Here is a 26,224-nt window from a genome sequence, read left to right on the forward strand (position 1 = left end):
GCAGTGTTATGTCAGGTATTCAATTACAGGCAGTAAGCAAAGTCTATCCCAATGGCTTTCAGGCGATCCATGGCGTTGATCTTGAAATCCACGATGGCGAATTCATGGTGTTTGTCGGGCCATCAGGCTGCGCCAAATCAACGCTGCTGCGCATGATTGCAGGTCTGGAAGATATCACTCATGGTCATATAGCAATCGGAGAGAAGTGCGTCAACGACCTGCTACCAAAGGAGCGAGGCGTTGCCATGGTCTTCCAGAATTATGCCCTCTATCCCCACATGACGATTTATAAAAATATGGCATTCAGTCTGTTAGGGAAAATGAGCAAAGAAGAGATTGATATCCGCGTACGGGAAGCTGCACACAAGCTGGAAATAGAGACATTACTCGATAAAAAGCCCGGCCAACTTTCGGGCGGTCAATGTCAGCGCGTTGCCGTTGGCAGGGCTATCGTGCGTAAGCCAGACGTTTTTTTATTTGATGAGCCGCTTTCCAACCTGGATGCAAAGCTGCGTGTTTCAATGCGCGTGCGGCTGACAGAACTGCATCGACAACTGCGTCACGAAGGCGTGAGCGCAACCATGGTGTACGTCACGCACGATCAGATTGAAGCGATGACGATGGGAGACAGAATTTGCGTTCTTAATGGCGGTCGTATTATGCAGGTGGATACCCCAGGAAATATCTACCATCATCCCAGGAATAAATTTGTTGCTGGTTTTATTGGCAATCCGGCAATGAATATCCTGCTGCTTGATATTGAACCCGGTGCTCGTGGCCTCCGCCTGGCTGATAATTTAATCCTGCCATTGAATACACGCTTGAGTAACCTACTGGAGCAATACCCGCACTCCAGCGTCTGGTTCGGCATCCGGTCAGAGGCCATTCAGTTAGCCTCGCAGCATGACGTCTCTGCGTTCGATGCGCACATTACCAACGTAGAAAGGATGGGCAACGAAGACCTTCTGCATTTTGATATTGGTGAACAACATATGATCTTACGTATTAACTCCACCCCCGACTGGAACCCTCTTCCTGGCGAATCTATCAAAGTGAAATTTAATCTGGAAGCCGCCTTTTTGTTTGATAAAAAACATGAAGAAAATTTGGCCTGACCGTTATTCAGGCTAAGTGAAAAATGAGAGGTTTATATGTGTGCGAATAAAGTAACCGTATTAGTGGTAGGGGCTGGTGCGCGCGGAGAAATATATTCTCGCTATGCGCTTGAACATCCAGACAGAATGCAGGTGGTAGGCGTTGCTGAGCCCAGAGAGGCATATCGCCAGCAGTTTGTCGCACAGCATAAGATTGCCCCAAACAACGTATTTTGCGACTGGCAAGAGGCTGCGGCCCAACCCAAAATGGCCGACGTAGTACTTATTTGCACCCAGGATAATATGCACAAAGATCCAGCCGTAGCGTTTGCCAATCTCGGCTATCACATTCTGCTGGAAAAACCGCTCGCCCCTACACCAGAAGATTGCCGGATCATTATTGATGCGGTCAAACGCAACAACGTATTACTGGCGGTCGCCCACGTTCTGCGCTACACCCGCTATACGCAAAAGCTGAAATCGCTGCTTGATGATGGCGTAATTGGCGATATTGTCAGCATGCAGCATCTCGAACCCGTAGGTTACTGGCATCAGGCACACTCGTTTGTACGTGGTAACTGGCGCAATGAAGCAGAATCGTCATTTATGTTGTTACAGAAATCCTGTCATGATTTGGACTGGATCCGCTACATCATGGGCGACAGCTGCCAGGATGTAGGATCATTTGGCAGCCTGAGTCACTTTGTGAAAGAGAATCAGCCTGCTGGCGCCGCCGATCGCTGCCTTGATTGTCAGGTTGAAGCAACTTGCCCCTGGTCAGCCTGCAAAATTTATCTGGGTGAAAACCACAAATGCACTCCACACTTCCGTCGGGTACTGACTGCAGACCCCAACGAAGAGAATGTTCGCCAGGCGCTGCGCGATGGGCCTTATGGTCGTTGCGTTTATCGTTGTGATAATGATGTGGTGGATCATCAGGTTGTTAACTTACGTTTTGCCCACCAACAGACAGTGACCTTTACCATGACCGCGTTTACCAAAATGGAAGATCGAAAAACACGTCTCTTTGGTACCAAAGGTTATCTGGAAGGTGACGGCGAACAGATCCGTGTGTTTGATTTCCTGACAGATAAAGAGACAGTACATCAAATAGAGGAGATCGCCGCAGGGACGCAAACCCAGATGGGAGGGCATAGCGGTGGCGATTACTACCTGATGGATCGCTTTATCCACGCAGTGATGGCTAAGGATCAAAATATGATCCTTTCCGGCCCGGATGAGTCACTGGAAAGCCACTTAATGGTCTTTGCCGCAGAGCGCGCTCGCAAGGAAAACTGTCTGGTTACGCTGTGAAGCCGGAGGAGATGAGGCATGTTTTACGGTGTTGATATTGGTGGAACCAAAACTGAAATTGTCGCTTTTGATAAGGAAATGCAGGTTTGCTGGCGCAAGCGCGTCGCCACGCCAGTCCAGGATTATGAACTCTTTCTTTCGACCTTTACTTCACTTATTGATACCGCCGACTGGGCGACAGGAACGCAAGGAAAAATTGGCATCGGCATGCCCGGCCTTATGGACAGACATACCGGAAAGTTACTGTCATCTAACGTCCCTTGCTTGACTGGACGCCAGGTGATGAACGATCTGGCCCATCGCCTCAATCGTTCGGTTGAACTGGACAATGACTGCTGCTGTTTTGCACTCTCGGAAGCCCATACCCAGCAGGCTCGCCAGTTCTCCAGAATTTTTGGTGCCATTATTGGCACCGGCATGGGTGGAGGGTTAGTCATTGACGGTCAGCTGTATCGGGGCCGCAACAGAATGGCCAGTGAGTTTGGCCATTTACCGCTTCCAGCAACATTTATGCGTCGTTATCACTTGCCGGAACTGAAGTGCGGCTGTGGCTTACAAGGGTGCCTGGAACGCTATCAATCTGGCCCCGGTTTACTCTGGCTCCACAAACACTTCAGTGGTGAACAGCTTAAAATGGAGACATTGCTGGAGCGCTATCGTCATGGCAATGCCAGCGCCGTCACCACCGTAGAAGCATGGATAGATATGTTAGGTTGTACGCTGGCGCAATTGCAGTTGATTCTGGATGTCGATGCTTTTGTTCTCGGCGGTGGGGTTTCCAACATCGAAGAAATTTATACGTTGCTGCCGCAGGCCATGTCACGTTATTTGTTCCCGGGATTAGAACCTGCCCGCGTATTCCCGGCCATCCATGGCGCATCCAGCGGGGTTCGCGGTGCCGCATTGCTGCTGGTTGAACAGGGTACGCAGACCCACTAAAAAACTGCTGGCGGGGGAATCTCGCCAGCAATTTCAGTTATTCATCCGCAATCACCACATCCACCCCAAGCTGGATTAACGTCCGGTGGTAATTTTCTGGGATCCCGCTGTCGGTAATCACCCGGTCAATCCCGCTGATTTCGCTAATCATACAGAAACTTTTGCGGCCAAACTTGCTGGAGTCAGCGACCACCGTGACCTCCTGCGCAACTTCACACATTACCTGATTCAGATGCGCTTCTCCCGGATGTGGCGTGGTAATCCCCGCTTCCAGACAGAATCCGTCAACGCCTAAAAAAAGCTTATCAAACCGATATTGTCTGAGCTGGTGTTCTGCTGAAGGACCATACAATGAGTAGACGCTTTGCCTGACATTCCCTCCAAGAATCATGACATCTACGCGCTCAAAATTCGCCAGTTCCCAGGCAATGTTAAGCGCATTGGTCATCACCACCAGATCGCGGCGATTTTTTAACATGGGAGGAATAAGGGTAGTGGTCGATCCGGAATCGAGTATTAACGTGTCACCATCTTTCACAAAGCTGGCCGCTTTTTCGGCAATTCGCGATTTCACATCGCGGTTCAGCCGGTCCTTATCCTGCAGAGGCCGATCAAGGGCAAAGTGCTGATTGAGAACCGCCCCACCATAGGAGCGCATAACGCATCCCTTCTGCTCCAGATAACGTAAGTCGTTGCGGATCGTGACCGATGACACACCAAAATGGACGCTCAGTGGCTCGACACGAACGCTCCCCTGATCGCACAGCAAATCAATTATTTGCTCGCGACGTCTTAAGTTATCCAGCATTTCTATTGCTCCATCAAATATTCATGTTGTTTTGTTTTAGCGCTTTAGCACTTTCGTTTTCTTTTGAATATATTACATCAGAAGCACTAAGGGGAATTTGTGCGCACAGACTCAGTGTTTAATTTAACCAAAACCGATTATTTCCTTTCGTTTTAACAAATCGAAATAAAGAAAAACGAAAAAACGAAAAGGATAAAAATGGGGGGATGCCAGAAAGAGCCGGGAAGTCTGCAAAAAAACGAAAGCGAGCCTCTGAAAAAGCTCGCTTATGGTTTATTTTTGTTTAATTGTGTGGGATCACATTTTTGAATTTTAGAGTGGGACTACTCTACAATGATCACCTCAACACCGCTGCGGCGTAACTCCTGCAAGCTCTCCTCTGGGATGCCTTCATCAACAATGATGGTATGGATCCTTTGAGTATCAATGATCTTATGCAGACTGGAGCGGTCAAACTTCGTCGAGTCGGTAACGACGATAATGCGCTCAGCCACTTCACACATCCGACGGTTGAGACGCGCTTCATCTTCGTTATGCGTGCTAACACCACGCTCCAAATCAATCGCATCAACGCCAAGGAACAGCATGTCGAAGTGATAATTTTGTAGCGATTGCTCAGCCTGATCGCCATAAAACGATTGCGACTGACGACGCAAATGGCCACCGGTCATCAGCAGTTCAACCCCTTCAGCTTCCAATAACGCATTGGCGACATTCATACCGTTGGTCATGGCAATGACGTTGGTATGCTGGCGCATCAGGCGGGCAATTTCATAGGTCGTGGTGCCGGAGTCAAGGATGACGCGGTGCCCCGGTTGAATTAACTCTGCGGCGGCTCTGGCAATACTGCGTTTTACTGCCGTATTAAGTGAACTCTTATCTTCAACAGAAGGCTCCACAACAGGCGCATTGCTCTCGCATATTAGCGCTCCGCCATAGGCACGTACCGCAATCCCCTGCTTTTCCAGAAAGGCGAGGTCGTTGCGAATAGTGACCGTGGAGACGCCAAAAAATAAGGAAAGATCGTTAACCTGAACGCTTCCCTGCTGCCGTAACCGCTGGATGATCTGCTCACGTCTTTCGCTGGTGCCAATAACGCGCTTGTCTGCAGAGGACTCGGTGTTACTCATAAGAAATCCTTTAGTTGAACCTTTCGTTTTATTTCGTTTTGTCTATTAACGCCTTTCTTTTACGCGAATGCAAGCCCCGCAAGCAGGGAAGAGCCAGACGAACTTACGCTGAAACCTTTCATTGCGTTTCTTTTGTGAAACAGATCGGAAAACCATTATCTTTCGTTTTATTTTTATAACACCATGATGCAGTATTAAATGAAACAAAACGAAAGATTGATGTCGAAGTTATCTGACCTGGAGAGGAAAGTGAAACATCTAACTAAAATGGTCGAGCAGCATAAACGGGGGAAGGCAAACGGTATTTATGCCGTTTGTTCCGCGCATCCAATCGTACTGGAAGCAGCAATACGCTACGCCCATGCAAACCATACACCGCTGTTGATCGAAGCAACCTCTAATCAGGTTGACCAGTTTGGCGGCTATACGGGTATGACACCAGCGGATTTTCGCAGCTTTGTCTGCCATTTAGCTGACTCGCTTAATTTTTCTCAGGATATGCTTATTCTCGGTGGAGACCATCTCGGACCAAACCGTTGGCAAAATCTACCTGCAGAACAGGCAATGGCCAACGCTGACGATCTGATCAAAAGCTATGTCACTGCAGGTTTTAAAAAAATCCACCTCGATTGCAGTATGTCTTGTGCTAACGACCCGGTTCCACTGACAGATGACATCGTCGCGGAACGCGCCGCGCGTCTGGCAAAAGTAGCCGAAGAAACCTGTATGGCACATTTTGGCGAGTCGGATCTGGTCTATGTGATTGGCACAGAAGTGCCGGTTCCAGGCGGCGCCCACGAAACGTTAACCGACCTGGCGGTAACAACCCCCGATGCCGCACGCGCAACGCTGCAGGCTCACTATCACGCCTTTGAAAAGCGCGGTCTGGAAGGTATCTGGCCGCGTATCATCGCCCTGGTAGTGCAACCTGGCGTTGAATTCGATCACACGCACATTATTGATTATCAACCGCAGAAAGCCGTGGCGCTCAGCAAAATGGTGGAAGACTACGACACGCTGGTTTTTGAAGCGCATTCTACCGATTACCAAACACCACAGTCTTTGCGCCAACTTGTGATAGATCACTTCGCTATCCTGAAAGTGGGACCCGCGTTGACCTTCGCTCTGCGCGAAGCACTGTTTTCACTGGCCGCGATTGAAGAAGAGTTACTGCCTGCAAAAGCCTGTTCAGGCCTGCGACATGTGCTGGAAAGCGTAATGCTTGATCGACCAGAGTACTGGCAGAGCCACTATCACGGCGATGGTAATGCACGCCGTTTGGCTCGCGGATATAGCTACTCCGATCGGGTTCGTTACTACTGGCCAGACAGCCATATTGATGAGGCATTCGAACGGCTGGTGCGCAACCTGGCGGATGACGCTATTCCACTGCCGCTGATTAGCCAATATTTACCCTTGCAGTACGTAAAAGTGCGCGAGGGAGATCTCAGCGCCACACCGCGAGAACTCATCATTAACCATATTCAGGACATACTGCAGCAATATCACTGCGCCTGCCAGGGTGCTTCAGAGCGTAACGCATAACAAAAAAGAGAAAAAATACCATGCCAAACATTGTATTAAGTCGCATTGATGAACGTCTGATTCACGGTCAGGTTGGTGTGCAATGGGTTGGGTTTGCGGGGGCAAACCTGGTGCTGGTCGCCAATGATGAAGTGGCTGAAGACCCAGTGCAGCAAAACCTGATGGAAATGGTACTGGCAGAAGGGATCGCCGTGCGCTTCTGGTCGCTACAAAAAGTGATCGACAATATTCACCGTGCCGCCGATCGCCAGAAAATTCTGCTGGTCTGCAAATCACCTGCGGATTTCTTCCGTCTGGTCGAAGGCGGTGTTCCTGTTAACCGCATCAACGTTGGCAATATGCACTACGCCAACGGCAAGCAACAAATCGCCAAAACGGTTTCTGTAGACGCTGCCGATATTACGGCGTTCAACGGGCTAAAAGCCGCTGGGGTGGAATGCTTCGTTCAGGGCGTTCCAACAGAACCCGCCCAGGACCTCTATAAACTTCTCTGAGGGATTCACAATGGAAATCAGTCTGTTGCAGGCTTTTGCGTTGGGTATTCTCGCCTTTATTGCTGGGCTGGATATGTTCAACGGGTTAACGCATATGCACCGCCCGGTTGTTCTCGGGCCGCTGGTCGGTTTGATTCTGGGCGATCTACATACCGGTATTTTGACAGGGGGGACGCTGGAACTGGTGTGGATGGGTCTGGCTCCATTGGCTGGAGCTCAGCCGCCAAACGTGATTATCGGCACCATAGTAGGAACCACATTTGCCATAACGACCGGGGTGAAACCCGAAGTTGCCGTAGGTGTGGCGGTACCGTTCGCCGTAGCAGTTCAGATGGGGATCACCTTCCTGTTCTCTGTGATGTCAGGGGTGATGGCTCGGTGTGATCGCATGGCAGCGAATGCCGATACCGCAGGGATTGAGCGGGTCAACTATCTGGCGTTACTCGCACTGGGGACCTTCTACTTCTTATGCGCGTTCCTGCCGATTTATTTTGGAGCGGAACATGCCAAAACCGCTATAGATGTTCTGCCAGCTCGTCTGATTGATGGCCTCGGTGTGGCAGGCGGCATCATGCCCGCTATCGGCTTCGCCGTACTGCTAAAAATCATGATGAAAAACGTCTATATCCCCTACTTTATCCTGGGTTTTGTGGCAGCAGCCTGGCTCAAACTCCCGGTGCTAGCGATTGCCGCAGCTGCACTAGCCATGGCGCTGATCGATTTTCTGCGTAAATCACCTGAACCTACAGCTCCTGCAGCACAAAAAGAGGAATTCGAAGATGGCATCTAATCAAACGACTCTGCCGAACGTTTCCGAAACCGAAGAAACGCTGCTGTCTGGCACAAACGAAAACGTCTACGAAGACCAGAATATCGGTGCCGAGCTGACAAAAAAAGATATCAACCGTGTTGCCTGGCGTTCAATGTTGTTACAGGCCTCTTTTAACTACGAACGTATGCAGGCGTCAGGATGGTTGTACGGCTTGTTACCTGCACTGAAAAAGATCCATACCAATAAACGCGACCTGGCGCGTTCGATGACAGGTCATATGGGCTTCTTCAACACGCACCCTTTTCTGGTCACGTTTGTTATCGGGATTATCCTGGCGATGGAACGTTCGAAGCAGGATGTGAACAGTATTCAAAGCACTAAGATTGCCGTCGGGGCGCCGCTTGGCGGTATCGGTGATGCCATGTTCTGGTTAACGTTATTGCCTATTTGCGGCGGTATCGGGGCCAGTCTGGCGCTGCAAGGCTCTATTCTTGGCGCAGTTGTCTTTATTGTTATGTTTAACGTGGTTCATCTTGGTCTGCGCTTTGGCTTAGCACACTATGCTTATCGAATGGGCGTTGCTGCCATCCCGCTGATTAAAGCTAATACCAAAAAGGTTGGACATGCGGCATCCATCGTAGGGATGACGGTGATCGGCGCGCTGGTTGCAACCTATGTTCGCCTGAGCACTACCCTGGAAATCACGGCTGGTGATGCGGTTGTGAAACTGCAAACGGATGTTATAGACAAGCTGATGCCTGCTTTTTTGCCGCTGGTCTACACATTAACCATGTTCTGGCTGGTCCGTCGTGGCTGGAGCCCTTTGCGCCTTATCGCCATTACCGTGGTGCTCGGCGTCGTGGGCAAGTTCTGTCATTTCCTGTAAATACGAGGGGTTGTAGATGTTAGGTATTATTTTGACGGGCCATGGCGGGTTTGCCAGCGGAATGGAAAAAGCGATGAAACAGATTCTGGGTGAACAATCACAGTTCATCGCCATCGACTTTCCGGAAACCTCAACCACCGCCTTACTCACCTCGCAGCTTGAACAGGCGGTGAGTGAACTGGATGCGCAGCAAGACATCGTGTTTCTGACAGACCTGTTAGGCGGAACGCCGTTTCGCGTCGCTTCCACGCTGGCTATGCAAAGGCAAGGCACTGAGGTGATCACCGGCACTAATCTGCAACTACTGCTGGAAATGGTGCTGGAGCGCGATGGCCTGAGCAGTGAAGAATTTCGCTTGCAAGCGCTGGAGTGCGGGCATCGTGGTTTAACTAGCCTGGTGGACGAACTGGGACGCTGTCGTGAGGAAAAGCCCGTTGAGGAAGGGATATGACACAGCTACTTCGCGCCAGACGTCTACTGACCGAACGGGGCTGGTTGGACGATCATCAAATTCACATTGAAGACGGCATCATTGCAGAAATAGAGCCAATTCCCTCCGGCGTTATGGCCCGCGATGCAGAGCTGCTTTGTCCGGCTTACATTGATATCCACGTGCACGGCGGCGCGGGCGTCGATGTGATGGATGAGGCACCGGATACGCTCAACAAACTGGCGATGCATAAAGCACGTGAAGGGGTAGCCAACTGGCTACCCACCACCGTCACCGCTCCACTACCGGATATTCACAAGGCGTTGGAGCGTATCGCGCATCGCTACCATTTCGGTGGACCTGGCGCGCAGGTGCTGGGCAGTTATCTTGAAGGCCCGTACTTTACCCCGCAGAACAAAGGGGCGCACCCGCCTGAGCTTTTCAGGGAACTGGAACTCAGTGAACTGGATGAACTGATTGCGATTTCCCAGCAAACATTGCGCGTCGTTGCGCTGGCACCAGAAAAACCCGGTGCATTGCAGGCCATTGAACATCTGAAGCAGCGCAACGTACGGGTGATGCTGGGACACAGCGCAGCTACCTGGGAACAAACCCGCGCGGCCTTTGACACCGGTGCTGACGGACTGGTGCACTGCTATAACGGTATGACCGGCTTACATCATCGGGAGCCAGGAATGGTTGGCGCAGGGTTAACCGACCCTCGCGCCTGGCTGGAACTTATCGCTGACGGACACCATGTCCACCCAGCGGCCATGAAGCTCTGCTGCTGTTGCGCCAAAGACAGGCTGGTGCTGATCACCGATGCCATGCAGGCTGCAGGAATGCCAGACGGGCGCTATACGCTCTGTGGCGAGGAAGTGGAAATGTGCAGTGGTGTTGTGCGTACCGCTTCCGGTGGCCTGGCTGGTAGCACGCTCTCGGTTGATGCTGCCGTACGTAATATGGTCGAGCTCACCGGGGTAACGGCAGAAGAGGCCATTCATATGGCCTCTCTCCACCCCGCACGTCTGTTGGGTATCGATCGCCACCTGGGATCGTTAGCAGTGGGAAAACGTGCCGACGCGATCGCGCTTAATAGCGGGCTGCATTTACAACAGATCTGGATTCAGGGTCAGGCTCTCCCCCTTTGACCTTTCATTTTGTCTCGTGTTGGCCTGCGGTCTTCGATCGCAAGGCCTTTCTTTTCCTTTCGCTTGTGGAAATACCGATCCACGTTGCAATCAATCTCTTCATTATATATCAACAAGATAACTGCAACCTTCGTTCTCACGATCACAAATTTCGTTTTATTTCATTTTGGATTATTGATCTTTCGATTTCTTTTCTATAGATTTTAATCAATCGACAAGATGAACAAGTGAAACGAAACGAAAGATAGCGACATTTTCGCCAGCGTCTTATGTGGAATTTACGAGACTAAGGACTTAAGTTATGCCAGAAACCTATACCTCTGTTACTGCGGTAACAGGCACCTGGACCGAAGAAGAGATCCGTCAACAGCCAGCCAGTTGGATCCGATCCCTCACGAATATCGACAACATTCGATCTGCCATTGACAACTTTCTCGCGCCATTGCTGCGCAAAAACGATCTGCGGATCGTACTGACCGGGGCAGGAACCTCAGCATTCATTGGCGACATCATTGCCCCCTGGCTGGCAAGCTATACCGGAAAAAACATCAGCGCTGTTCCGACCACTGACCTGGTCACCAATCCGATGGATTATCTGAATCCCTCGCATCCGCTGTTGCTAGTCTCTTTCGCTCGCTCAGGTAACAGCCCGGAAAGCGTTGCGGCAGTGGAGCTGGCTAATCAGTTTGTACCTGAGTGCTATCACCTGCCAATTACCTGCAACGAAGCAGGTAGCCTGTATCAAAACGCAGTCGCAAGCGACAACGCTTTTGCTCTGTTAATGCCTGCTGAAACACATGACCGTGGTTTCGCCATGACCAGCAGCATTACCACCATGATGGCCAGCTGTCTGGCAGTATTCGCCCCGGAGAAAATCAACAGTCAGACCTTCAGTGATGTGGCCGATCGGTGCCAGGCGATCCTGACTTCACTGGGCGATTTCAGCGACGGTGTGTTTGGCAATGAGCCCTGGAAACGGATCGTCTATCTCGGTAGCGGTGGATTACAGGGAGCTGCCCGAGAATCGGCACTGAAAGTCCTGGAACTGACAGCGGGTAAACTGGCCGCATTCTACGATTCCCCGACCGGCTTTCGTCACGGTCCAAAGTCGCTGGTTGATAACGAAACGCTGATCGTAGTCTTTGTTTCCAGTCATCCCTATACACGTCAATACGACCTCGATTTGCTAGCAGAGTTACGCCGCGATCGGCAGGCACTGCGGGTGGTCGCAATTTCCGCACAAACCCATGAAGTGATTGAAGCGGGTCCACATATTTTGCTGCCGCCAGCACGCTCTTTCATTGATATGGAATTGGCGTTCTGCTTCCTGATCTACGCCCAGGTCTTTGCTTTGACGCAATCCATCAATATCGGTAATACGCCGGATACACCTTCAGCCAGTGGCACAGTGAACCGTGTTGTACAGGGCGTTGTTATTCACCCCTGGAACGCCTAAGAGGATCGTTTTATGAGCATTATTTCCACAAAATACCTTCTGCTGGATGCGCAAAAAAAGGGCTACGCCGTCCCCGCCTTCAACATCCACAACGCCGAGACGATCCAGGCAATCCTTGAGGTGTGCCATGAAATGCGATCGCCAGTGATCCTCGCCGGAACGCCAGGCACCTTTAAGCATATTGCACTGGAAGAGATCTATGCGTTGTGCAGCGCTTATTCCACCAGCTACGACATGCCGCTGGCGTTACATCTCGATCATCATGAGTCTCTGGACGATATCCGACACAAAGTGAATGCTGGCGTTCGTAGCGCAATGATCGACGGTAGCCACTTCCCGTTTGAGGAAAACGTAAAGCTGGTGAAATCCGTCGTCGATTTTTGCCATGCCAAAGATTGCAGCGTGGAAGCAGAGTTAGGTCGCCTCGGTGGTGTTGAAGATGACATGAGCGTGGATGCCGAAAGCGCCTTCCTCACCGACCCACTGGAAGCCAAACGGTTTGTTGAGCGTACCGGCGTTGATAGCCTTGCCGTTGCCATCGGCACTGCGCACGGCCTGTACACCAAAACGCCTAAAATCGATTTCCAGCGCCTGGGTGAAATTCGTGAAGTGGTGGATATTCCGCTGGTGCTGCATGGCGCAAGCGATGTCCCTGACGAATATGTTCGCCGTACGATTGAGCTTGGCGTGTGCAAAGTTAACGTCGCCACTGAGCTGAAAATTGCCTTTGCCGACGCGGTCAAAGCATGGTTTGCAGAAAATCCGCAGGGCAACGATCCGCGCTACTACATGCGGGTCGGTATGGATGCAATGAAAGAAGTGGTGCGCAGCAAAATCAATGTGTGTGGCTCATATGAAAAGTTGCTAACTACATTAAATTGTTAATATATATTATTGGTCAAGATAAATAATAAATTAATTACTACTTACCTCTCAATTTATAAAGGTCATGATGAGATATTCATGACCTTCATGACTATACTGATAAAAATAATGGAGTACTCTACATGACACAGGAAAAGTCGTTTAAGTCACGGATATGGGAATTTTTCCAAAGTCTTGGCAAAACATTTATGTTTCCCGTATCGCTATTAGCATTTATGGGATTGTTATTGGGTGTCGGGAGTTCAATTACCAGCCCCTCTACTATAAAAAGTTTTCCATTTCTTGGAGGGGAACTAACGCAATTAACTTTTGGTTTTATTGCTATGGTAGGTGGTTTCGCATTTACCTATTTACCTGTAATGTTTGCTATAGCTATTCCATTAGGTATGGCTAAAAGAAATAAGGCTGTAGGTGCTTATTCTGGCTTTATCGGTTATATGCTGATGAACATGAGCATCAATTATTATCTGACAGTGACACATCAACTCGCGGATACAGCAACCATGAAACAGGTTGGGCAATCCGTTGTTTTGGGTATACAGACGCTAGAGATGGGGGTTTTGGGCGGCATCATTGCTGGCGTAATTACCTACTTCCTACATGAACGATTTCAGGATACGGTGTTACATGATGCCTTTGCATTTTTTAGTGGCATCCGCTTTGTGCCTATTATTACCTCCCTGACCCTGTCACTTGTCGGCCTTGCTATCCCGTTGCTCTGGACCTACGTAGCGATGGGCATCGCCGGAATCGGCCATATCATTCAAAGTACCAGCGTCTTTGGTCCCTTCCTCTACGGAGTCGGTGTACTGCTGCTCAAACCTTTCGGCCTGCACCATATATTGTTGGCGATGGTTCGCTTCACACCCGCAGGTGGTACAGAAATCGTGAATGGTCATGAAATTGCAGGCGCGTTGAATATCTTCTACGCCGAGCTAAAAGCTGGCCTACCATTTAGCCCTCACGTAACCGCATTTTTATCTCAGGGTTTTATGCCGACCTTTATTTTCGGTCTTCCGGCTGTAGCTTATGCTATTTATCGTACAGCAAAGCCTGAGAATCGCCCTATTATCAAAGGGCTATTGCTTTCTGGCGTGTTAGTTTCGGTTATTACCGGTATCTCTGAACCGATTGAATTCTTATTTCTGTTTATTGCACCTGCACTGTATGCTTTCCATATCGTTATGTCTGGTTTAGCACTCATGGTAATGGCAATCCTGGGGGTAACAATAGGTAATACTGACGGCGGGATTCTAGATCTTCTTATTTTCGGCGTGATGCAAGGCACATCAACGAAATGGTATCTATTATTCCCGGTTGGTATCGTTTGGTTTACTGTTTATTTCTTGGTTTTCCGTTGGTACATACTCAAACACGATATTAAAACACCGGGACGTGAAGATTCTACCGACGGCGCTGCGCAAGCCGTTGCTTCTAATACAAAAGCACGCGGGAAATCGAAATACGATCATGGCGTAATATTGAATGCGCTTGGCGGTAAGGAAAATATTGATTCACTGGATAACTGCATTACCCGTCTACGCCTTGTAGTCAAAGATATGAGCAAGGTCGATCAACAAACGCTGAAAAGCGCCGGAGCACTTTCGGTCGTCGTTCTCGACGCACACAGCGTGCAGGTGATCATCGGACCGCAGGTACAAAGCGTCAAGACAGGCATTGAAGCCTTAATTTAAATAGGGGTTGGACATGTTCGATTTCGATAAAATCATTGAGCGGAAAAGTGATAAATGCCGCAAGTGGGATCATCAGTTTGTATGTTCACGTTTTGGCCGGGTACAAGAGGACTTCATCCCCTTATGGATCGCCGATATGGATTTTACCTCACCGCCGGCGGTAATTGACGGATTTCAGCAGATCGTGAGCCACGGAACATTTGGCTACACCTACTGTTTCGACCAGTTTTACGACGCTGTGGTGGACTTTCAGCGTGAACGCCACCATGTCAACGTTGAACGCGACTGGATAACGCTCACCTACGGCACCGTTTCTACCTTGCATTATCTCGTGCAAGCCTTTTGCCTACCGGGCGACAGCGTCATGATGAATACGCCAGTCTATGATCCTTTCGCCATGGCAACGCAACGACAGGGAGTCACAGTACTGGCAAATCCGCTGCAGGCCACGGATAACCGCTATCAGTTGGATTTTTCGCTGGTTGAATCACAGCTGAAAACTCACAGGCCTAAGCTGTGGTTATTTTGCTCGCCGCATAATCCATCGGGAAGAATTTGGACACAGGCTGAAATACACCAGGTATCCGAGCTCTGTAAACGCTATGGCGTGATTCTGGTCGTCGATGAAGTTCACGCCGAGCACCTTCTTGAAGGGGAATTTACCAGTTGCCTGGCTCCGGGTGCAACGGCGCAGGATAACCTGATCCTACTCACCTCACCCAATAAAGCGTTTAACCTCGGCGGACTGAAAACCTCGTATTCCATCATTCCGGATAGCCGCCTGCGCCAGCGCTTTCGCCAGCAGTTGGAAAGGAACTCCATCACGTCCCCTAATATGTTTGGAGTTTGGGGGATTATTCTGGCCTACCAGCATGGGCTACCCTGGCTGGATGCGCTGAATGGCTATTTGCGGGGCAACTCCCACTACCTCGCCGACGCAATTCATACACATTTCCCAGACTGGAAGATGATGACGCCCGAGTCCTCTTATTTGGCATGGATAGACGTGAGCAGCGGTGGCAAAACGGCGACCGAGGTCGTCAACCATTTTGCCCATCGCGCTAGCGTAATTATTGAAGATGGCAGCCACTATGTTCAGGATGGTGAACGCTTTATCAGAATTAACTTTGGCACACAGCGATATTGGCTGGAACAAGCAATAGAACGGATGCAAAAAAGTTATTAATAACCCCAGCAGATAACTAACGTTATCTGCTTAATTCCACCGATCCTGATAAATAAAATTTACAGACCCGCCACATCCCTGTTTCGTCGCGCCAACGCGTTGCAGTTTGCCTTTTAGCTGCAACGCTTTCAGCGCGTTCTTCCGACATTTCTTCCAACAAACTGGCGATCAATCCAGACGCTCTTACTCTACCTGCTGTTCCAGCGCGTGCTTATACAGCGCATTCTTTTTCACGCCGTGGATTTCAGCGGCCAGCGCGGCGGCCTTTTTCAGCGGCAGTTCGGCCTGCAGCAACGCCAGAGTTCGCAGCGCATCAGCAGGTAGATCGTCTTCTTGCGCTTTATGCCCTTCAACAATTAGCACCATTTCACCTTTGCGACGGTTTTCATCTTCCTTGACCCACGCCAGCAGCTCGCCGACCGGCGCACCGTGAATGGTTTCCCAGGTTTTCGTCAGTTCGCGCGCCAGCACCACGTAGCGGGATTCGCCCCAGACGGCGACCATATCTTCCAGGCTATCCAGTAAACGGTGAGTGGATTCATAAAAAATAAGCGTACGTGGTTCAGCCTCAATGGCTTTCATCGCATCACGACGCCCTTTCGATTTGGCAGGCAGAAAACCTTCATAGCAAAAGCGGTCTGAAGGCAGACCGGCAGCGCTCAGTGCCGCAATCGCTGCGCAAGGGCCCGGCAGAGGTACTACGCGGATCCCCGCTTCGCGACAGGTGCGCACCAGATGGTAACCAGGATCGTTAATCAGCGGCGTTCCGGCATCGGAAACTAGCGCAATGTTTTGCCCTTCTTTGAGTTTCGCCACCAGCGTTTCCGCTTTTTGTTGCTCATTGTGATCGTGTAATGCAAACAAACGAGCGTTAATCGCGAAGTGTTGTAACAATAACCCTGTATGACGGGTATCTTCAGCGGCAATCAAATCAACGGCTTGTAAAACTTCGAGCGCTCGTTGGGTAATATCAGCCAAATTTCCTATAGGAGTAGGTACAATAAAGAGTTGGCCTTGAGAATTATCCGCCGATTCGTGTTGTTTCATTGTGTCGTCCGTATTGCCGATTTAATATTGAGCATTGAGTAAAAAAATATCACTGGATACAGTATGGTACCCTCAACATTTTCTCGTTTGAAAGCCGCACGCGCGCTACCAGTCATTCTGGCAGCACTGATTTTCGCAGGCTGTGGCACCCAGGCGCCAGACCAGAGTGCAGCCCATATGCAGGGCACTGCGCAGGCTGATTCCGGCTTTTATCTGCAACAAATGCAGCAAAGCTCAGATGATAGCAAGACCAACTGGCAATTACTCGCCATTCGTGCACTGCTGAAAGAAGGCAAGAGCCAGCAGGCTATCGAGCTGTTCAACCAGCTACCGCAGAAACTCAGCGATACTCAGCGTCGTGAGCAGTCTCTGCTGGCCGTCGAAATCAAGCTCGCACAGAAAGATATCGCTGGCGCTCAGGCCCTGCTGGATAAACTTACTCCTGCCGATTTCGATCAAAACCAGCAGGCCAGATACTGGCAGGCGCAAATCGACGTCAACCAGGGTCGCCCATCGTTGACGCTATTGCGCGCCCTCATCGCCCAGGAACCGCTGCTGGCCGCGAATGCTAAGCAGAAAAACATCGACGCCACCTGGCAGGCGCTGTCATCCATGACCCAGGAGCAAGCGCAGGCGCTGGTTATCAATGCGGATGAAAACGTGCTACAAGGCTGGCTGGATCTCCAGCGCGTCTGGTTCGATAACCGTAACGATCCGGACATGATGAAAGCCGGTATTGCTGACTGGCAGAAACGCTATCCGCAAAACCCTGGCGCAAAAATGCTGCCAACGCAGTTGGTTAACGTGCAGAGCTTTAAACCCGCCTCCACCAGCAAAATTGCACTGCTGCTGCCGCTGAACGGTCAGGCCGCTGTATTTGGCCGGACTATTCAGCAAGGCTTTGAAGCGGCGAAAAATATGGGTACTCAACCCGTAGCGATCCCTGCTGTAGCTGCGCTTGCTGAGGATACAACAGCTGCGACAACTGCGGAGCAGCCGCAAACAACTGACGGTGTTGCCAGCCCTTCTCAGGCGTCTGTCAGCGACCTGACTAATGAGACGCCAGCACAGCCAGAAACACCTGCTGCGCAGCCCACAGCACCCGCTCAGCCAACAACCGCCAGCGCGCCGGCGAATCCATCTGCAGAGCTGAAAATCTACGACACCTCATCACAGCCTCTGAACCAGATCCTGACTCAGGTTCAACAGGATGGCGCCAGCATCGTGGTTGGTCCGCTGTTGAAAAACAATGTTGAAGAGCTGATGAAAAGCAACACGCCATTAAACGTGCTGGCGCTTAATCAGCCGGAGTCGGTGAAAAACCTGCCGAACGTCTGCTACTTCGCTTTGTCGCCAGAAGATGAAGCGCGCGACGCCGCGCGTCACATCCACGACCAGGGCAAACAAACGCCGCTGCTGTTGATCCCACGCAGTTCGTTAGGCGATCGCGTTGCCAATGCCTTTGCTCAGGAATGGCAAAAACTGGGCGGCGGCGTGGTATTGCAACAGAAGTTCGGCTCCACCGCCGAGCTGAAAATGGGCGTCAACGGCGGCTCGGGGATTTCCCTGACGGGCAGCCCGGTGGCTTCCTCTGTGCCTGCGCAACCTGGCGTGACGATTGGCGGCCTGACGATTCCGGCTGCGCCAACCGATGCGCAGATCACCGGCGGCAACGGTCGTGTTGATGCCGTGTATATTCTGGCGACGCCGGAAGAAATTGCCTTTATTAAGCCGATGATCGCTATGCGCAACGGCAGCCAGAGCGGCGCAACGCTGTACGCCAGCTCCCGTAGCGCGCAAGGAACTGCCGGCCCGGATTTCCGCCTGGAGATGGAAGGCTTGCAGTACAGCGAAATACCGATGCTGGCAGGGGCTAACGCGCCTCTCATGCAGCAAGCGCTTGACGCAGTGCGTAATGACTACTCATTGGCGCGTATGTACGCGATGGGCGTCGATGCCTGGTCACTTGCCAACCACTTCTCGCAAATGCGTCAGGTACAGGGTTTCGAAATTAACGGCAACACCGGGGCCTTAACCGCAACGCAGGATTGTGTGATTAACAGGAAGTTATCATGGCTCAAATACCAGCAAGGACAAGTCGTCCCCGCCAGTTAACGAGTAAACAGACCGGTGACGCGTGGGAATCCACCGCGCGTGACTGGCTGCAGAGCAAGGGACTGCATTTTATCGCCGCTAACGTGCGTGAACGTGGCGGCGAAATCGACCTGATAATGCGTGAAGGCAACACCACCGTCTTTGTTGAAGTCCGCTATCGGCGCTCGGCCCAGTTTGGCGGCGCAGCGGCGAGTGTGACCCGGAGCAAACAACACAAATTATTACAGACCGCCCGCTTGTGGCTTGCACGCCACAATGGGAGTTTTGATACTGTGGATTGCCGGTTCGATGTGTTAGCCTTCACCGGAAATGATGTTGAGTGGTTTAAGGACGCGTTCAACGACCGCTCATAGTTGAAGATTCAGAGCCTGGTTCTTAAGGATTAGCGTGTTAGATAGAATTAAAGTCTGCTTTACTGAAAGCATTCAAACTCAGATAGCTGCGGCTGAAGCACTTCCGGATGCGATCTCCCGTGCAGCCATGACGCTGGTTCAGTCCCTGCTCAATGGCAACAAAATTCTCTGTTGTGGTAATGGGACGTCCGCTGCCAACGCACAGCATTTTGCTGCCAGCATGATCAATCGTTTTGAAACAGAGCGCCCAAGTTTACCTGCGATTGCACTAAATACTGATAATGTGGTCTTAACTGCGATTGCCAACGATCGCCTGCACGATGAAGTTTATGCAAAACAAGTCCGTGCGCTGGGACATGCAGGTGATGTTCTGCTGGCAATCTCTACGCGTGGTAATAGCCGCGATATCGTAAAAGCCGTTGAAGCCGCCGTGACACGCGACATGACAATTGTCGCGCTGACCGGGTATGACGGAGGGGAGCTGGCCGGGTTACTGGGGCCGCAGGATGTTGAAATCCGTATCCCCTCACACCATAGCGCCCGCGTTCAGGAAATGCACATGCTGACGGTCAACTGCCTTTGCGATCTCATCGACAACACGCTTTTCCCTCACCAGGATGATTAAGGAGTACACATGAAGGCATTTTCGCCGCTTGCTGTGATTATCGCTGCACTGCTGCTGCAAGGCTGTGTCGCTGCTGCCGTTGTCGGAACTGCTGCTGTCGGCACCAAAGCCGCGACGGACCCTCGTAGTGTCGGCACCCAGGTAGATGATGGAACCCTGGAGTTACGCGTCAATACGGCGTTGTCGAAAGATGCCCAGATCAAGAAAGAAACGCGAATTAACGTGAGCGCGTATCAGGGTAAAGTGCTACTGGTCGGTCAGTCGCCAAATAGCGAACTGTCTACGCGGGCAAAACAGATTGCGATGGGCGTAGAGGGTACGACAGAGGTCTTTAATGAGATCCGTCAAGGCCAGCCAATCGGCCTGGGCGATGCGTCCAACGATACCTGGATCACCACCAAAGTACGTTCACAATTGCTGACCAGCGATCAGGTGAAATCCACTAACGTGAAAGTCACGACCGAAAATGGGGAAGTCTTCCTGCTGGGTCTGGTGACCGAGCGCGAAGCGAAGGCGGCGGCGGACATCGCCAGCCGGGTAAGCGGCGTGAAACGCGTCACGACGGCCTTCACCTTTATTAAGTAAGATGATGACAGATGCCGGATGACGACGTCAGAGCACGTTATCCGGCATTTTATTTAGCCCGTTCGCGCAGCCCGGAAGAGGTCAGTATAGTAACACCTTCCGGTCCTGGTGCCAGCGCCTCTGCCAGCATAGCCCGCGCCACATCACGCGCTTCAATCGACTTCCAGTTACCCGGCAGCAACCGAAATAATGGCGCTAAAAACATTTCATTCGCCCGCTGTTTATCCCGATCCCCCAGAAGCATAGAAGGCCGGGCAATCGTCAGTCGCGGCCAATTCTGCGCAATCAGCGCCTGCTCCATTTCACCTTTCACCCGGTTATAAAAAAAGGGCGAATTGGCATTAGCGCCCATCGAACTCACCACCAACATGTGCTGGGCCCCCAGCCGACGCCCCGTCAGGGCCGTATCCACTACCAGCGTATAGTCAGCGTGGATAAATGCCTCTTTGCTGCCCGCTTCACGTCGGGTCGTTCCCAGACAACAAAAGACGATATCGACCGGATCGGTAACCTGCGCCAGAGCATCGGTTAGCTGCGGATCGTGGGGATTATAGATGCCAACCGTATCAGCCAGCGGTCGACGCGTCGGCGCCGTAATGGCATTGACCCGAGGTTCATTCAGCAACATACGCAATAAATGTCCACCCACCAGACCCGTTGCACCGGTTATTAACACCTGGCTCATCGTTTATTTTCCCCTGACACTTCAATCACTCTTTTAACTATAGATCACGTAGCCAGTGCATCTTTTTACCGAAGCCCAGTGTGTTGTCCGTGAATTTGACTTCATCCAGTCGAATCTCCCACACGGGCGCTGGCAACATTCTGGCGACGGGGAAACGGCGGTTGTAGGCGTTACGCGCGGTGTCACTCTCCTGCCCTTCAAGACGGCGAATCTCCCCCTTAAACTGCACGCCACGAATCAGGGCGACCGTTTTGGGCTGACCATTTACCGTGCCGGCAATCGGCGCGCGCGGCCCGGACATTTGCGCATGGCGCGTTTTATCTTCGGTCAGCACATAGAATGCCATCTTCTGCGCATCAAACAGGTAAAACGCATTGGCGCACCACAATTCACCTTCATGATGAACGCACCAGGTCACGACATGCTGCTTTGCCAGCCAGCGGGTCACCGCAGTCAGTGTTTCCATTTCTGTTCTCTTTTATACTGTAGGCCTGAAAATTATCACGTCGATGGTGACAATGACACCCTGGTATCTGTACCTGATCCGTACTGCAGACAACGCCTTATACACCGGTATAACCACCGATGTGCAGCGCCGCTATAAGCAGCATCAAAGTGGGAAAGGTGCGAAGGCACTACGCGGAAAGGGGGAACTCACGTTGGCATTTGCGGCGCAGATCGGCGACCGTTCGCTGGCTCTGCGCATAGAGTATCGCGTCAAACAGCTCACCAAGCGGCAGAAAGAGCGCCTTGTAGACGGCGAAGGGCTTGAGGCGCTACTGAGCAGCCTGCAAACCCCGGAGCTTAAAAACGATTGAAGTGGTCGTGGTATTCCACAAGGCCCGTCACGCCTTCCAGCGCGTCATCCGCCAGGCGATGAACCTGGAATGCGCTTTCAGTGCCCGGCCAACGGCAATGCAGATCGTGATGCGCAGCCAGCTCAAAGCCAAAGCGGCTGTACAGCGCCGGATCGCCCAGCGTAACCACCGCGGCGTAGCCAAACTCGTTCAGGGAATCAAGCCCTTCATAGACCAGCTGACGCGCCAGACCCTGCCCACGGTAGTTTTCATCCACGGCCAGCGGCGCCATGCCGACCCATTGCAGATCTTCGCCCTGGACATCGACAGGGCTGAACGCGACGTAACCCACGACCTGACCTTCGTCATCGGTAGCAACCAGACCCAGCGTTAAAAACCCGTCTTCACGCAGGTCGTGTACTAGTTTCGCTTCCGCATCGCTCTCAAACGAACGGCGCAGCAGCGCATCAATACCAGGGGCATCAATGGGAATTTCAACTCGAATCAGCATGGCTCACCTACCGAAGTCTGTTTGGTTTCTGGCGTTGTTTTCATTCCCGCCTCAACAAAATCCGCCAACTGCATCAGCATGATGCGCAGCGCCTTAGGCATCTGCTCCAGTTCGATGGCGTCCATCAGATTTTTTACATACAGCCCTAATTCTGTATCACCTTCAATCACCAGGCGACGCTGGAAGAACAGCGTATCCGGATCCTGCTTACGTGCCACGATCATCAGAAGATCGCTGGCATCCGCGCTAAAACTGACATCCGCATCTGCATTCTGGCTGACGATCAGTTTATCGTTTTGAACAGAGGTATACCATTTAAGGCCGATGTCACGCACATGAATGCTCAGCCAGCGACCGTCGAGAAACTCCAGCTCCCCATCGGCCAGCGCCTGACTAAACTGCCAGCTCAGGACCTGTTCCAGAACCTGGCGCTTCAGCGCAAAGGGCGTCAGTTTAACCGGTACACTCATCAAAGAAGGACCAAAATGTACTAAGCGTGAACGCAGTTTATCCAACACGAGCTTTACTCCCTGTTTCAATAGTCCTGCTATTTTGCCATATCAAATAAACGACATAGCGGCATAAATCAACAATTCGCTACGAAATTGTTACCTCTTTATTGGTGTCACCAATACGACTTTAACTGCCTTAAATCAAAAATTGTCTCATCAAGGTTAACTAAAATCCCTCTTCGTTAACATTTCTGCGCCCTACATGGCGCAACGTTCAGGATAAATTATGGAGCTGCTCTGCCCTGCCGGAAACCTCCCGGCGCTTAAGGCGGCCATCGAGAACGGCGCTGATGCTGTCTACATCGGGCTGAAAGATGATACCAATGCCCGTCATTTCGCCGGCCTTAATTTTACCGAGAAAAAATTGCAGGAAGCGGTGAATTTTGTCCATCAGCACCGCCGGAAGCTGCACATCGCGATTAACACCTTTGCGCATCCGGATGGTTACGCGCGCTGGCAACGTGCCGTGGATATGGCGGCGCAACTGGGTGCAGATGCGCTGATCCTCGCCGACCTCGCTATGCTTGAGTATGCCGCAGAGCGCTACCCGCATATTGAGCGCCATGTCTCTGTTCAGGCATCTGCAACCAATGAAGAGGCGATTAATTTCTACCATCGCAACTTTGACGTTGCCCGCGTGGTGCTGCCGCGCGTGCTGTCTATTCATCAGGTGAAGCAGCTCGCTCGCGTCACACCAGTTCCCCTGGAAGTGTTCGCCTTTGGCAGCCTGTGCATTATGGCGGAAGGCCGTTGCTATCTTTCGTCCTATCTGACAGGCGAATCTCCAAACACAGTTGGTGCCTGCTCTCCTGCTCGTTTTGTTCGCTGGCAGCAGACCCAACAAGGGCTGGAATCCCGCCTCAATGAAGTGCTGATCGATCGCTATCAGGACGGAGAAAACGCCGGTTATCCGACGCTGTGTAAAGGCCGCTATCTGGTTGATGGCGAGCGCTACCATGCGCTGGAAGAGCCCACCAGCCTGAATACGCTGGAACTGCTGCCGGAACTGCTGGCGGCCAATATTGCTTCGGTAAAAATCGAAGGGCGTCAGCGTAGCCCGGCCTATGTCAGCCAGGTAGCGAAAGTGTGGCGTCAGGCAATCGACCGCTGTATGGCCGACCCGCAAAACTACGCCCCGCAAGGCGCGTGGATGGAAACGCTCGGTTCAATGTCCGAAGGCACGCAAACCACGCTTGGCGCCTATCACCGTAAATGGCAGTGAGAGAAGCAATGAAATATTCCTTAGGGCCAGTACTATGGTACTGGCCGAAAGAAACGCTGGAAGACTTTTATCAGCAGGCCGCTGTAAGCCAGGCCGACATTATCTACCTTGGCGAAGCGGTATGCAGTAAACGCCGCGCCACCAAAGTGGGCGACTGGCTGGATATGGCGAAATCACTCGCTGGCAGCGGTAAACAGGTGGTGCTGTCGACGCTGGCGCTGGTGCAAGCCTCCTCTGAGCTGGGAGAGCTGAAGCGCTATGTTGAAAACGGCGACTTCCTGCTGGAAGCCAGCGATCTCGGCGTAGTAAACATGTGCGCCGAGCGTAAGCTGCCGTTTGTCGCTGGGCATGCGCTCAACTGTTATAACGCGGTAACCCTGCGTTTGCTGCTCAATCAGGGCATGGTGCGCTGGTGTATGCCGGTAGAGTTATCCCGTGACTGGCTGGTGAACCTGCTCAACCAGTGTGATGAGCTGGGCATTCGCAATCAATTTGAAGTCGAGGTACTGAGCTACGGGCATCTGCCACTGGCGTACTCCGCCCGCTGCTTTACCGCACGCTCTGAAGATCGTCCAAAAGACGAATGTGAAACCTGCTGCATCAAATACCCGAACGGACGCGATGTGCTGTCGCAGGAGAATCAGCAGGTCTTTGTGCTCAACGGGATCCAGACCATGAGCGGTTATGTTTACAACCTCGGCAACGAGCTGACATCAATGCAGGGTCTGGTTGATATTGTGCGTCTGTCGCCCTCAGGCAGCGAAACGTTCGCCATGCTTGATGCGTTCCGCGCCAATGAAAATGGCGCGGCCCCATTACCGCTTGCCGCCCACAGTGACTGCAACGGCTACTGGAAGCGACTGGCGGGTCTGGAGCTGCAGGCGTAAAAAAGCTCACTTTGTTAACAACGGTAATCAAATTTTAATGCAGTATTAAAAGATTAACCGGTAACAAAGTGAGCCGTTATGACTGACAAAACTATTCCGTTCTCGGTGTTGGATCTGGCGCCGATCCCTGAAGGTTCTTCGGCGAAAGAGGCCTTCACGCACTCGCTTGATCTCGCCCGATTGGCCGAAAAGCGCGGCTACCACCGCTACTGGCTGGCAGAGCATCACAACATGACCGGCATCGCCAGCGCCGCAACTTCAGTGCTGATTGGCTATCTGGCAGCCAATACCACCACGCTGCATCTTGGTTCCGGCGGTGTTATGCTGCCTAATCATTCGCCGCTGGTGATCGCCGAGCAGTTCGGTACCTTGAATACGCTGTATCCGGGACGCATCGATCTTGGGCTTGGCCGCGCGCCGGGGAGCGATCAGCCAACGATGCGCGCACTGCGCCGCCATATGAGTGGTGATATCGATAACTTCCCACGCGACGTAGCTGAACTGTTGGACTGGTTCGACGCCCGCGATCCTAACCCTCATGTGCGTCCGGTTCCCGGCTACGGCGAGCAGATCCCGGTCTGGTTATTAGGCTCCAGCCTGTACAGCGCACAGTTGGCAGCCCAGCTCGGCCTGCCGTTTGCCTTCGCCTCGCACTTTGCTCCGGATATGCTGCATCAGGCGCTGCATCTGTACCGCACCCAATTCAAACCCTCAGCGCGGCTGGCAAAACCGTACGCGATGGTGTGCATCAACATCATTGCCGCCGACAGCAATCGCGATGCCGAATTTCTTTTCACCTCAATGCAGCAAGCGTTTGTGAAACTACGTCGTGGCGAAACTGGCCAGCTACCGCCGCCGGTAGAGAATATGCATCAGCTGTGGTCCGCTTCTGAGCAATATGGCGTACAACAGGCGCTGAGCATGTCGCTCGTCGGCGATAAGGCGAAAGTCCGTCACGGCCTCGATGCCATTTTACGCGAAACCCAGGCTGATGAAATTATGGTTAACGGCCAGATTTTCGATCATCAGGCACGGCTACATTCGTTTGATTTGGCGATGCAGGTGAAAGAAGAATTGGCTGGGTAAGTTGTTGCCCTCTCC

At 51.9% G+C, this 26,224-nt stretch carries 28 protein-coding genes; 21 read left to right on the forward strand and 7 right to left on the reverse strand.

What is annotated here, in order from left to right; genetic code table 11:
- Positions 1–8: 8 nt before the first annotated feature.
- Genes OGY15_RS05310 through OGY15_RS05320 form a run of 3 tightly spaced genes read left to right on the forward strand, consistent with a single transcriptional unit; the run spans position 9 to position 3,347 of the window.
- Positions 9–1,115, forward strand: coding sequence for an ABC transporter ATP-binding protein (locus OGY15_RS05310; protein ID WP_187253312.1), 1,107 nt, complete (start codon positions 9–11; stop codon positions 1,113–1,115).
- Positions 1,116–1,151: 36 nt separating this feature from the next.
- Positions 1,152–2,408, forward strand: coding sequence for a Gfo/Idh/MocA family protein (locus tag OGY15_RS05315; protein ID WP_187253313.1), 1,257 nt, complete (start codon positions 1,152–1,154; stop codon positions 2,406–2,408).
- An 18-nt stretch (positions 2,409–2,426) separates the two neighbouring features.
- Positions 2,427–3,347 (forward strand): ROK family protein, encoded by a 921-nt coding sequence (locus OGY15_RS05320; protein WP_187253314.1) that lies wholly within the window; start codon positions 2,427–2,429, stop codon positions 3,345–3,347.
- A gap of 37 nt (positions 3,348–3,384) precedes the next feature.
- On the opposite strand, the gene agaR is transcribed toward OGY15_RS05320, so the two are convergent.
- Together agaR and OGY15_RS05330 are read right to left on the reverse strand one after the other, a co-directional pair.
- A complete protein-coding gene (gene agaR / locus OGY15_RS05325; RefSeq protein WP_151217835.1) occupies positions 3,385–4,155 on the reverse strand; it encodes a transcriptional repressor AgaR in 771 nt (256 codons plus the stop codon).
- 323 nt (positions 4,156–4,478) lie between these two features.
- Positions 4,479–5,285 carry a DeoR family transcriptional regulator gene (locus OGY15_RS05330; protein WP_187253315.1) on the reverse strand — a complete coding sequence of 269 codons (807 nt, stop codon included), beginning with the start codon at positions 5,283–5,285 and terminating at the stop codon, positions 4,479–4,481.
- 219 nt (positions 5,286–5,504) lie between these two features.
- Here OGY15_RS05330 and kbaZ point away from each other — a divergent pair, with 219 nt between their 5' ends.
- From kbaZ to OGY15_RS05380, 10 genes are all read left to right on the forward strand, one after another.
- Complete coding sequence (gene kbaZ / locus OGY15_RS05335; protein WP_151217836.1) at positions 5,505–6,830, forward strand: tagatose-bisphosphate aldolase subunit KbaZ; 1,326 nt, start codon at positions 5,505–5,507, stop codon at positions 6,828–6,830.
- Between the two features lie 20 nt (positions 6,831–6,850).
- Complete coding sequence (gene agaV, locus OGY15_RS05340) at positions 6,851–7,324, forward strand: PTS N-acetylgalactosamine transporter subunit IIB (protein ID WP_003024925.1); 474 nt, start codon at positions 6,851–6,853, stop codon at positions 7,322–7,324.
- A gap of 10 nt (positions 7,325–7,334) precedes the next feature.
- On the forward strand, positions 7,335–8,114 hold the full coding sequence (agaW, locus tag OGY15_RS05345; protein ID WP_151217837.1) for a PTS N-acetylgalactosamine transporter subunit IIC: 780 nt from the start codon (positions 7,335–7,337) through the stop codon (positions 8,112–8,114).
- Positions 8,104–8,982 (forward strand): PTS N-acetylgalactosamine transporter subunit IID, encoded by an 879-nt coding sequence (gene agaE, locus OGY15_RS05350; protein ID WP_149692148.1) that lies wholly within the window; start codon positions 8,104–8,106, stop codon positions 8,980–8,982. The genes agaW and agaE overlap by 11 nt, the downstream gene beginning before the upstream one ends.
- 16 nt (positions 8,983–8,998) lie before the next feature.
- Entirely contained in the window at positions 8,999–9,433 is a 435-nt protein-coding gene (agaF, locus tag OGY15_RS05355; RefSeq protein WP_151217838.1) for a PTS galactosamine/N-acetylgalactosamine transporter subunit IIA, read from the forward strand.
- Positions 9,430–10,563 (forward strand): N-acetylglucosamine-6-phosphate deacetylase, encoded by a 1,134-nt coding sequence (nagA, locus tag OGY15_RS05360; protein WP_286538671.1) that lies wholly within the window; start codon positions 9,430–9,432, stop codon positions 10,561–10,563. The genes agaF and nagA overlap by 4 nt, the downstream gene beginning before the upstream one ends.
- 301 nt (positions 10,564–10,864) lie before the next feature.
- Positions 10,865–12,019 carry an AgaS family sugar isomerase gene (locus OGY15_RS05365; protein WP_151217840.1) on the forward strand — a complete coding sequence of 385 codons (1,155 nt, stop codon included), beginning with the start codon at positions 10,865–10,867 and terminating at the stop codon, positions 12,017–12,019.
- A 12-nt stretch (positions 12,020–12,031) separates the two neighbouring features.
- Entirely contained in the window at positions 12,032–12,904 is an 873-nt protein-coding gene (gene kbaY, locus OGY15_RS05370; protein WP_252838719.1) for a tagatose-bisphosphate aldolase subunit KbaY, read from the forward strand.
- A 122-nt stretch (positions 12,905–13,026) separates the two neighbouring features.
- Positions 13,027–14,598 carry a maltose/glucose-specific PTS transporter subunit IIBC gene (gene malX, locus OGY15_RS05375; protein WP_151217841.1) on the forward strand — a complete coding sequence of 524 codons (1,572 nt, stop codon included), beginning with the start codon at positions 13,027–13,029 and terminating at the stop codon, positions 14,596–14,598.
- 13 nt (positions 14,599–14,611) lie between these two features.
- Entirely contained in the window at positions 14,612–15,784 is a 1,173-nt protein-coding gene (locus OGY15_RS05380; protein ID WP_286538675.1) for a MalY/PatB family protein, read from the forward strand.
- Positions 15,785–15,967: 183 nt separating this feature from the next.
- Here the strand turns inward: OGY15_RS05380 and rsmI are convergent, their stop codons facing one another.
- The gene (rsmI, locus tag OGY15_RS05385; RefSeq protein WP_151217843.1) at positions 15,968–16,831 is read right to left on the reverse strand and encodes a 16S rRNA (cytidine(1402)-2'-O)-methyltransferase; all 864 of its coding nucleotides are present in this window, start codon (positions 16,829–16,831) and stop codon (positions 15,968–15,970) included.
- A 63-nt stretch (positions 16,832–16,894) separates the two neighbouring features.
- Here rsmI and OGY15_RS05390 point away from each other — a divergent pair, with 63 nt between their 5' ends.
- The 4 genes from OGY15_RS05390 to dolP are packed head-to-tail and all read left to right on the forward strand — an operon-like array spanning position 16,895 to position 20,509.
- Positions 16,895–18,946: a penicillin-binding protein activator gene (locus tag OGY15_RS05390; protein ID WP_286538678.1), complete on the forward strand. Its 2,052-nt coding sequence runs from the start codon at positions 16,895–16,897 to the stop codon at positions 18,944–18,946.
- Positions 18,904–19,299 (forward strand): YraN family protein, encoded by a 396-nt coding sequence (locus OGY15_RS05395; protein WP_016157561.1) that lies wholly within the window; start codon positions 18,904–18,906, stop codon positions 19,297–19,299. Before OGY15_RS05390 ends, OGY15_RS05395 begins: the two co-directional genes overlap by 43 nt.
- 34 nt (positions 19,300–19,333) lie before the next feature.
- The gene (gene diaA / locus OGY15_RS05400; RefSeq protein WP_003024948.1) at positions 19,334–19,924 is read left to right on the forward strand and encodes a DnaA initiator-associating protein DiaA; all 591 of its coding nucleotides are present in this window, start codon (positions 19,334–19,336) and stop codon (positions 19,922–19,924) included.
- Positions 19,925–19,933: 9 nt separating this feature from the next.
- Positions 19,934–20,509 carry a division/outer membrane stress-associated lipid-binding lipoprotein gene (gene dolP / locus OGY15_RS05405; RefSeq protein ID WP_151217845.1) on the forward strand — a complete coding sequence of 192 codons (576 nt, stop codon included), beginning with the start codon at positions 19,934–19,936 and terminating at the stop codon, positions 20,507–20,509.
- A gap of 49 nt (positions 20,510–20,558) precedes the next feature.
- Here dolP and OGY15_RS05410 read toward each other — a convergent pair whose 3' ends face one another.
- Positions 20,559–21,194, reverse strand: coding sequence for an NAD(P)H-binding protein (locus tag OGY15_RS05410; RefSeq protein ID WP_151217846.1), 636 nt, complete (start codon positions 21,192–21,194; stop codon positions 20,559–20,561).
- 37 nt (positions 21,195–21,231) lie between these two features.
- Complete coding sequence (locus tag OGY15_RS05415) at positions 21,232–21,660, reverse strand: YhbP family protein (protein WP_151224406.1); 429 nt, start codon at positions 21,658–21,660, stop codon at positions 21,232–21,234.
- Positions 21,661–21,703: 43 nt separating this feature from the next.
- On the opposite strand from OGY15_RS05415, the gene OGY15_RS05420 reads away from it, so the two are divergent.
- A complete protein-coding gene (locus tag OGY15_RS05420) occupies positions 21,704–22,012 on the forward strand; it encodes a GIY-YIG nuclease family protein (RefSeq protein ID WP_276577183.1) in 309 nt (102 codons plus the stop codon).
- Here OGY15_RS05420 and OGY15_RS05425 read toward each other — a convergent pair.
- Both OGY15_RS05425 and ubiT read right to left on the reverse strand, forming a co-directional pair.
- A complete protein-coding gene (locus OGY15_RS05425) occupies positions 21,999–22,502 on the reverse strand; it encodes a GNAT family N-acetyltransferase (protein WP_003844854.1) in 504 nt (167 codons plus the stop codon). The two genes, OGY15_RS05420 and OGY15_RS05425, sit on opposite strands and share 14 nt — an antisense overlap.
- On the reverse strand, positions 22,496–23,020 hold the full coding sequence (gene ubiT / locus OGY15_RS05430; protein ID WP_151217848.1) for a ubiquinone anaerobic biosynthesis accessory factor UbiT: 525 nt from the start codon (positions 23,018–23,020) through the stop codon (positions 22,496–22,498). The genes OGY15_RS05425 and ubiT overlap by 7 nt, the downstream gene beginning before the upstream one ends.
- Before the next feature lie 220 nt (positions 23,021–23,240).
- Between ubiT and ubiU the strand changes: the two genes are divergently transcribed.
- The 3 genes from ubiU (at position 23,241) to OGY15_RS05445 (ending at position 26,209) form a co-directional block, all read left to right on the forward strand.
- Complete coding sequence (gene ubiU, locus OGY15_RS05435) at positions 23,241–24,236, forward strand: ubiquinone anaerobic biosynthesis protein UbiU (RefSeq protein ID WP_187260111.1); 996 nt, start codon at positions 23,241–23,243, stop codon at positions 24,234–24,236.
- Between the two features lie 8 nt (positions 24,237–24,244).
- Positions 24,245–25,123: a U32 family peptidase gene (locus tag OGY15_RS05440; protein ID WP_414438221.1), complete on the forward strand. Its 879-nt coding sequence runs from the start codon at positions 24,245–24,247 to the stop codon at positions 25,121–25,123.
- A gap of 78 nt (positions 25,124–25,201) precedes the next feature.
- On the forward strand, positions 25,202–26,209 hold the full coding sequence (locus tag OGY15_RS05445; protein ID WP_187253324.1) for a luciferase-like monooxygenase: 1,008 nt from the start codon (positions 25,202–25,204) through the stop codon (positions 26,207–26,209).
- The last annotated feature ends 15 nt before the right edge of the window (positions 26,210–26,224 follow it).

It is taken from the genome of Citrobacter sp. Cu231 (genome assembly GCF_030332265.1).
Classification (GTDB): domain Bacteria; phylum Pseudomonadota; class Gammaproteobacteria; order Enterobacterales; family Enterobacteriaceae; genus Citrobacter; species Citrobacter meridianamericanus.

Excerpts from the sequence above, each read along its gene's own strand:
- agaV (WP_003024925.1), top strand. The coding sequence starts at position 6,851 with ATGCCAAACATTGTATTAAGTCGCATTGATGAACGTCTGATTCACGGT.
- ubiU (WP_187260111.1), top strand. The coding sequence starts at position 23,241 with ATGGAGCTGCTCTGCCCTGCCGGAAACCTCCCGGCGCTTAAGGCGGCC.
- OGY15_RS05365 (WP_151217840.1), top strand. The coding sequence starts at position 10,865 with ATGCCAGAAACCTATACCTCTGTTACTGCGGTAACAGGCACCTGGACC.
- agaF (WP_151217838.1), top strand. The coding sequence starts at position 8,999 with ATGTTAGGTATTATTTTGACGGGCCATGGCGGGTTTGCCAGCGGAATG.
- malX (WP_151217841.1), top strand. The coding sequence starts at position 13,027 with ATGACACAGGAAAAGTCGTTTAAGTCACGGATATGGGAATTTTTCCAA.
- OGY15_RS05410 (WP_151217846.1), bottom strand. The coding sequence starts at position 21,194 with ATGAGCCAGGTGTTAATAACCGGTGCAACGGGTCTGGTGGGTGGACAT.
- OGY15_RS05420 (WP_276577183.1), top strand. The coding sequence starts at position 21,704 with ATGGTGACAATGACACCCTGGTATCTGTACCTGATCCGTACTGCAGAC.
- agaR (WP_151217835.1), bottom strand. The coding sequence starts at position 4,155 with ATGCTGGATAACTTAAGACGTCGCGAGCAAATAATTGATTTGCTGTGC.
- OGY15_RS05380 (WP_286538675.1), top strand. The coding sequence starts at position 14,612 with ATGTTCGATTTCGATAAAATCATTGAGCGGAAAAGTGATAAATGCCGC.
- OGY15_RS05425 (WP_003844854.1), bottom strand. The coding sequence starts at position 22,502 with ATGCTGATTCGAGTTGAAATTCCCATTGATGCCCCTGGTATTGATGCG.
- OGY15_RS05390 (WP_286538678.1), top strand. The coding sequence starts at position 16,895 with ATGGTACCCTCAACATTTTCTCGTTTGAAAGCCGCACGCGCGCTACCA.
- OGY15_RS05320 (WP_187253314.1), top strand. The coding sequence starts at position 2,427 with ATGTTTTACGGTGTTGATATTGGTGGAACCAAAACTGAAATTGTCGCT.
- rsmI (WP_151217843.1), bottom strand. The coding sequence starts at position 16,831 with ATGAAACAACACGAATCGGCGGATAATTCTCAAGGCCAACTCTTTATT.
- OGY15_RS05445 (WP_187253324.1), top strand. The coding sequence starts at position 25,202 with ATGACTGACAAAACTATTCCGTTCTCGGTGTTGGATCTGGCGCCGATC.
- OGY15_RS05395 (WP_016157561.1), top strand. The coding sequence starts at position 18,904 with ATGGCTCAAATACCAGCAAGGACAAGTCGTCCCCGCCAGTTAACGAGT.
- agaE (WP_149692148.1), top strand. The coding sequence starts at position 8,104 with ATGGCATCTAATCAAACGACTCTGCCGAACGTTTCCGAAACCGAAGAA.
- nagA (WP_286538671.1), top strand. The coding sequence starts at position 9,430 with ATGACACAGCTACTTCGCGCCAGACGTCTACTGACCGAACGGGGCTGG.
- kbaZ (WP_151217836.1), top strand. The coding sequence starts at position 5,505 with ATGTCGAAGTTATCTGACCTGGAGAGGAAAGTGAAACATCTAACTAAA.
- agaW (WP_151217837.1), top strand. The coding sequence starts at position 7,335 with ATGGAAATCAGTCTGTTGCAGGCTTTTGCGTTGGGTATTCTCGCCTTT.
- OGY15_RS05440 (WP_414438221.1), top strand. The coding sequence starts at position 24,245 with ATGAAATATTCCTTAGGGCCAGTACTATGGTACTGGCCGAAAGAAACG.
- OGY15_RS05310 (WP_187253312.1), top strand. The coding sequence starts at position 9 with ATGTCAGGTATTCAATTACAGGCAGTAAGCAAAGTCTATCCCAATGGC.
- OGY15_RS05330 (WP_187253315.1), bottom strand. The coding sequence starts at position 5,285 with ATGAGTAACACCGAGTCCTCTGCAGACAAGCGCGTTATTGGCACCAGC.
- OGY15_RS05415 (WP_151224406.1), bottom strand. The coding sequence starts at position 21,660 with ATGGAAACACTGACTGCGGTGACCCGCTGGCTGGCAAAGCAGCATGTC.
- OGY15_RS05315 (WP_187253313.1), top strand. The coding sequence starts at position 1,152 with ATGTGTGCGAATAAAGTAACCGTATTAGTGGTAGGGGCTGGTGCGCGC.
- dolP (WP_151217845.1), top strand. The coding sequence starts at position 19,934 with ATGAAGGCATTTTCGCCGCTTGCTGTGATTATCGCTGCACTGCTGCTG.
- kbaY (WP_252838719.1), top strand. The coding sequence starts at position 12,032 with ATGAGCATTATTTCCACAAAATACCTTCTGCTGGATGCGCAAAAAAAG.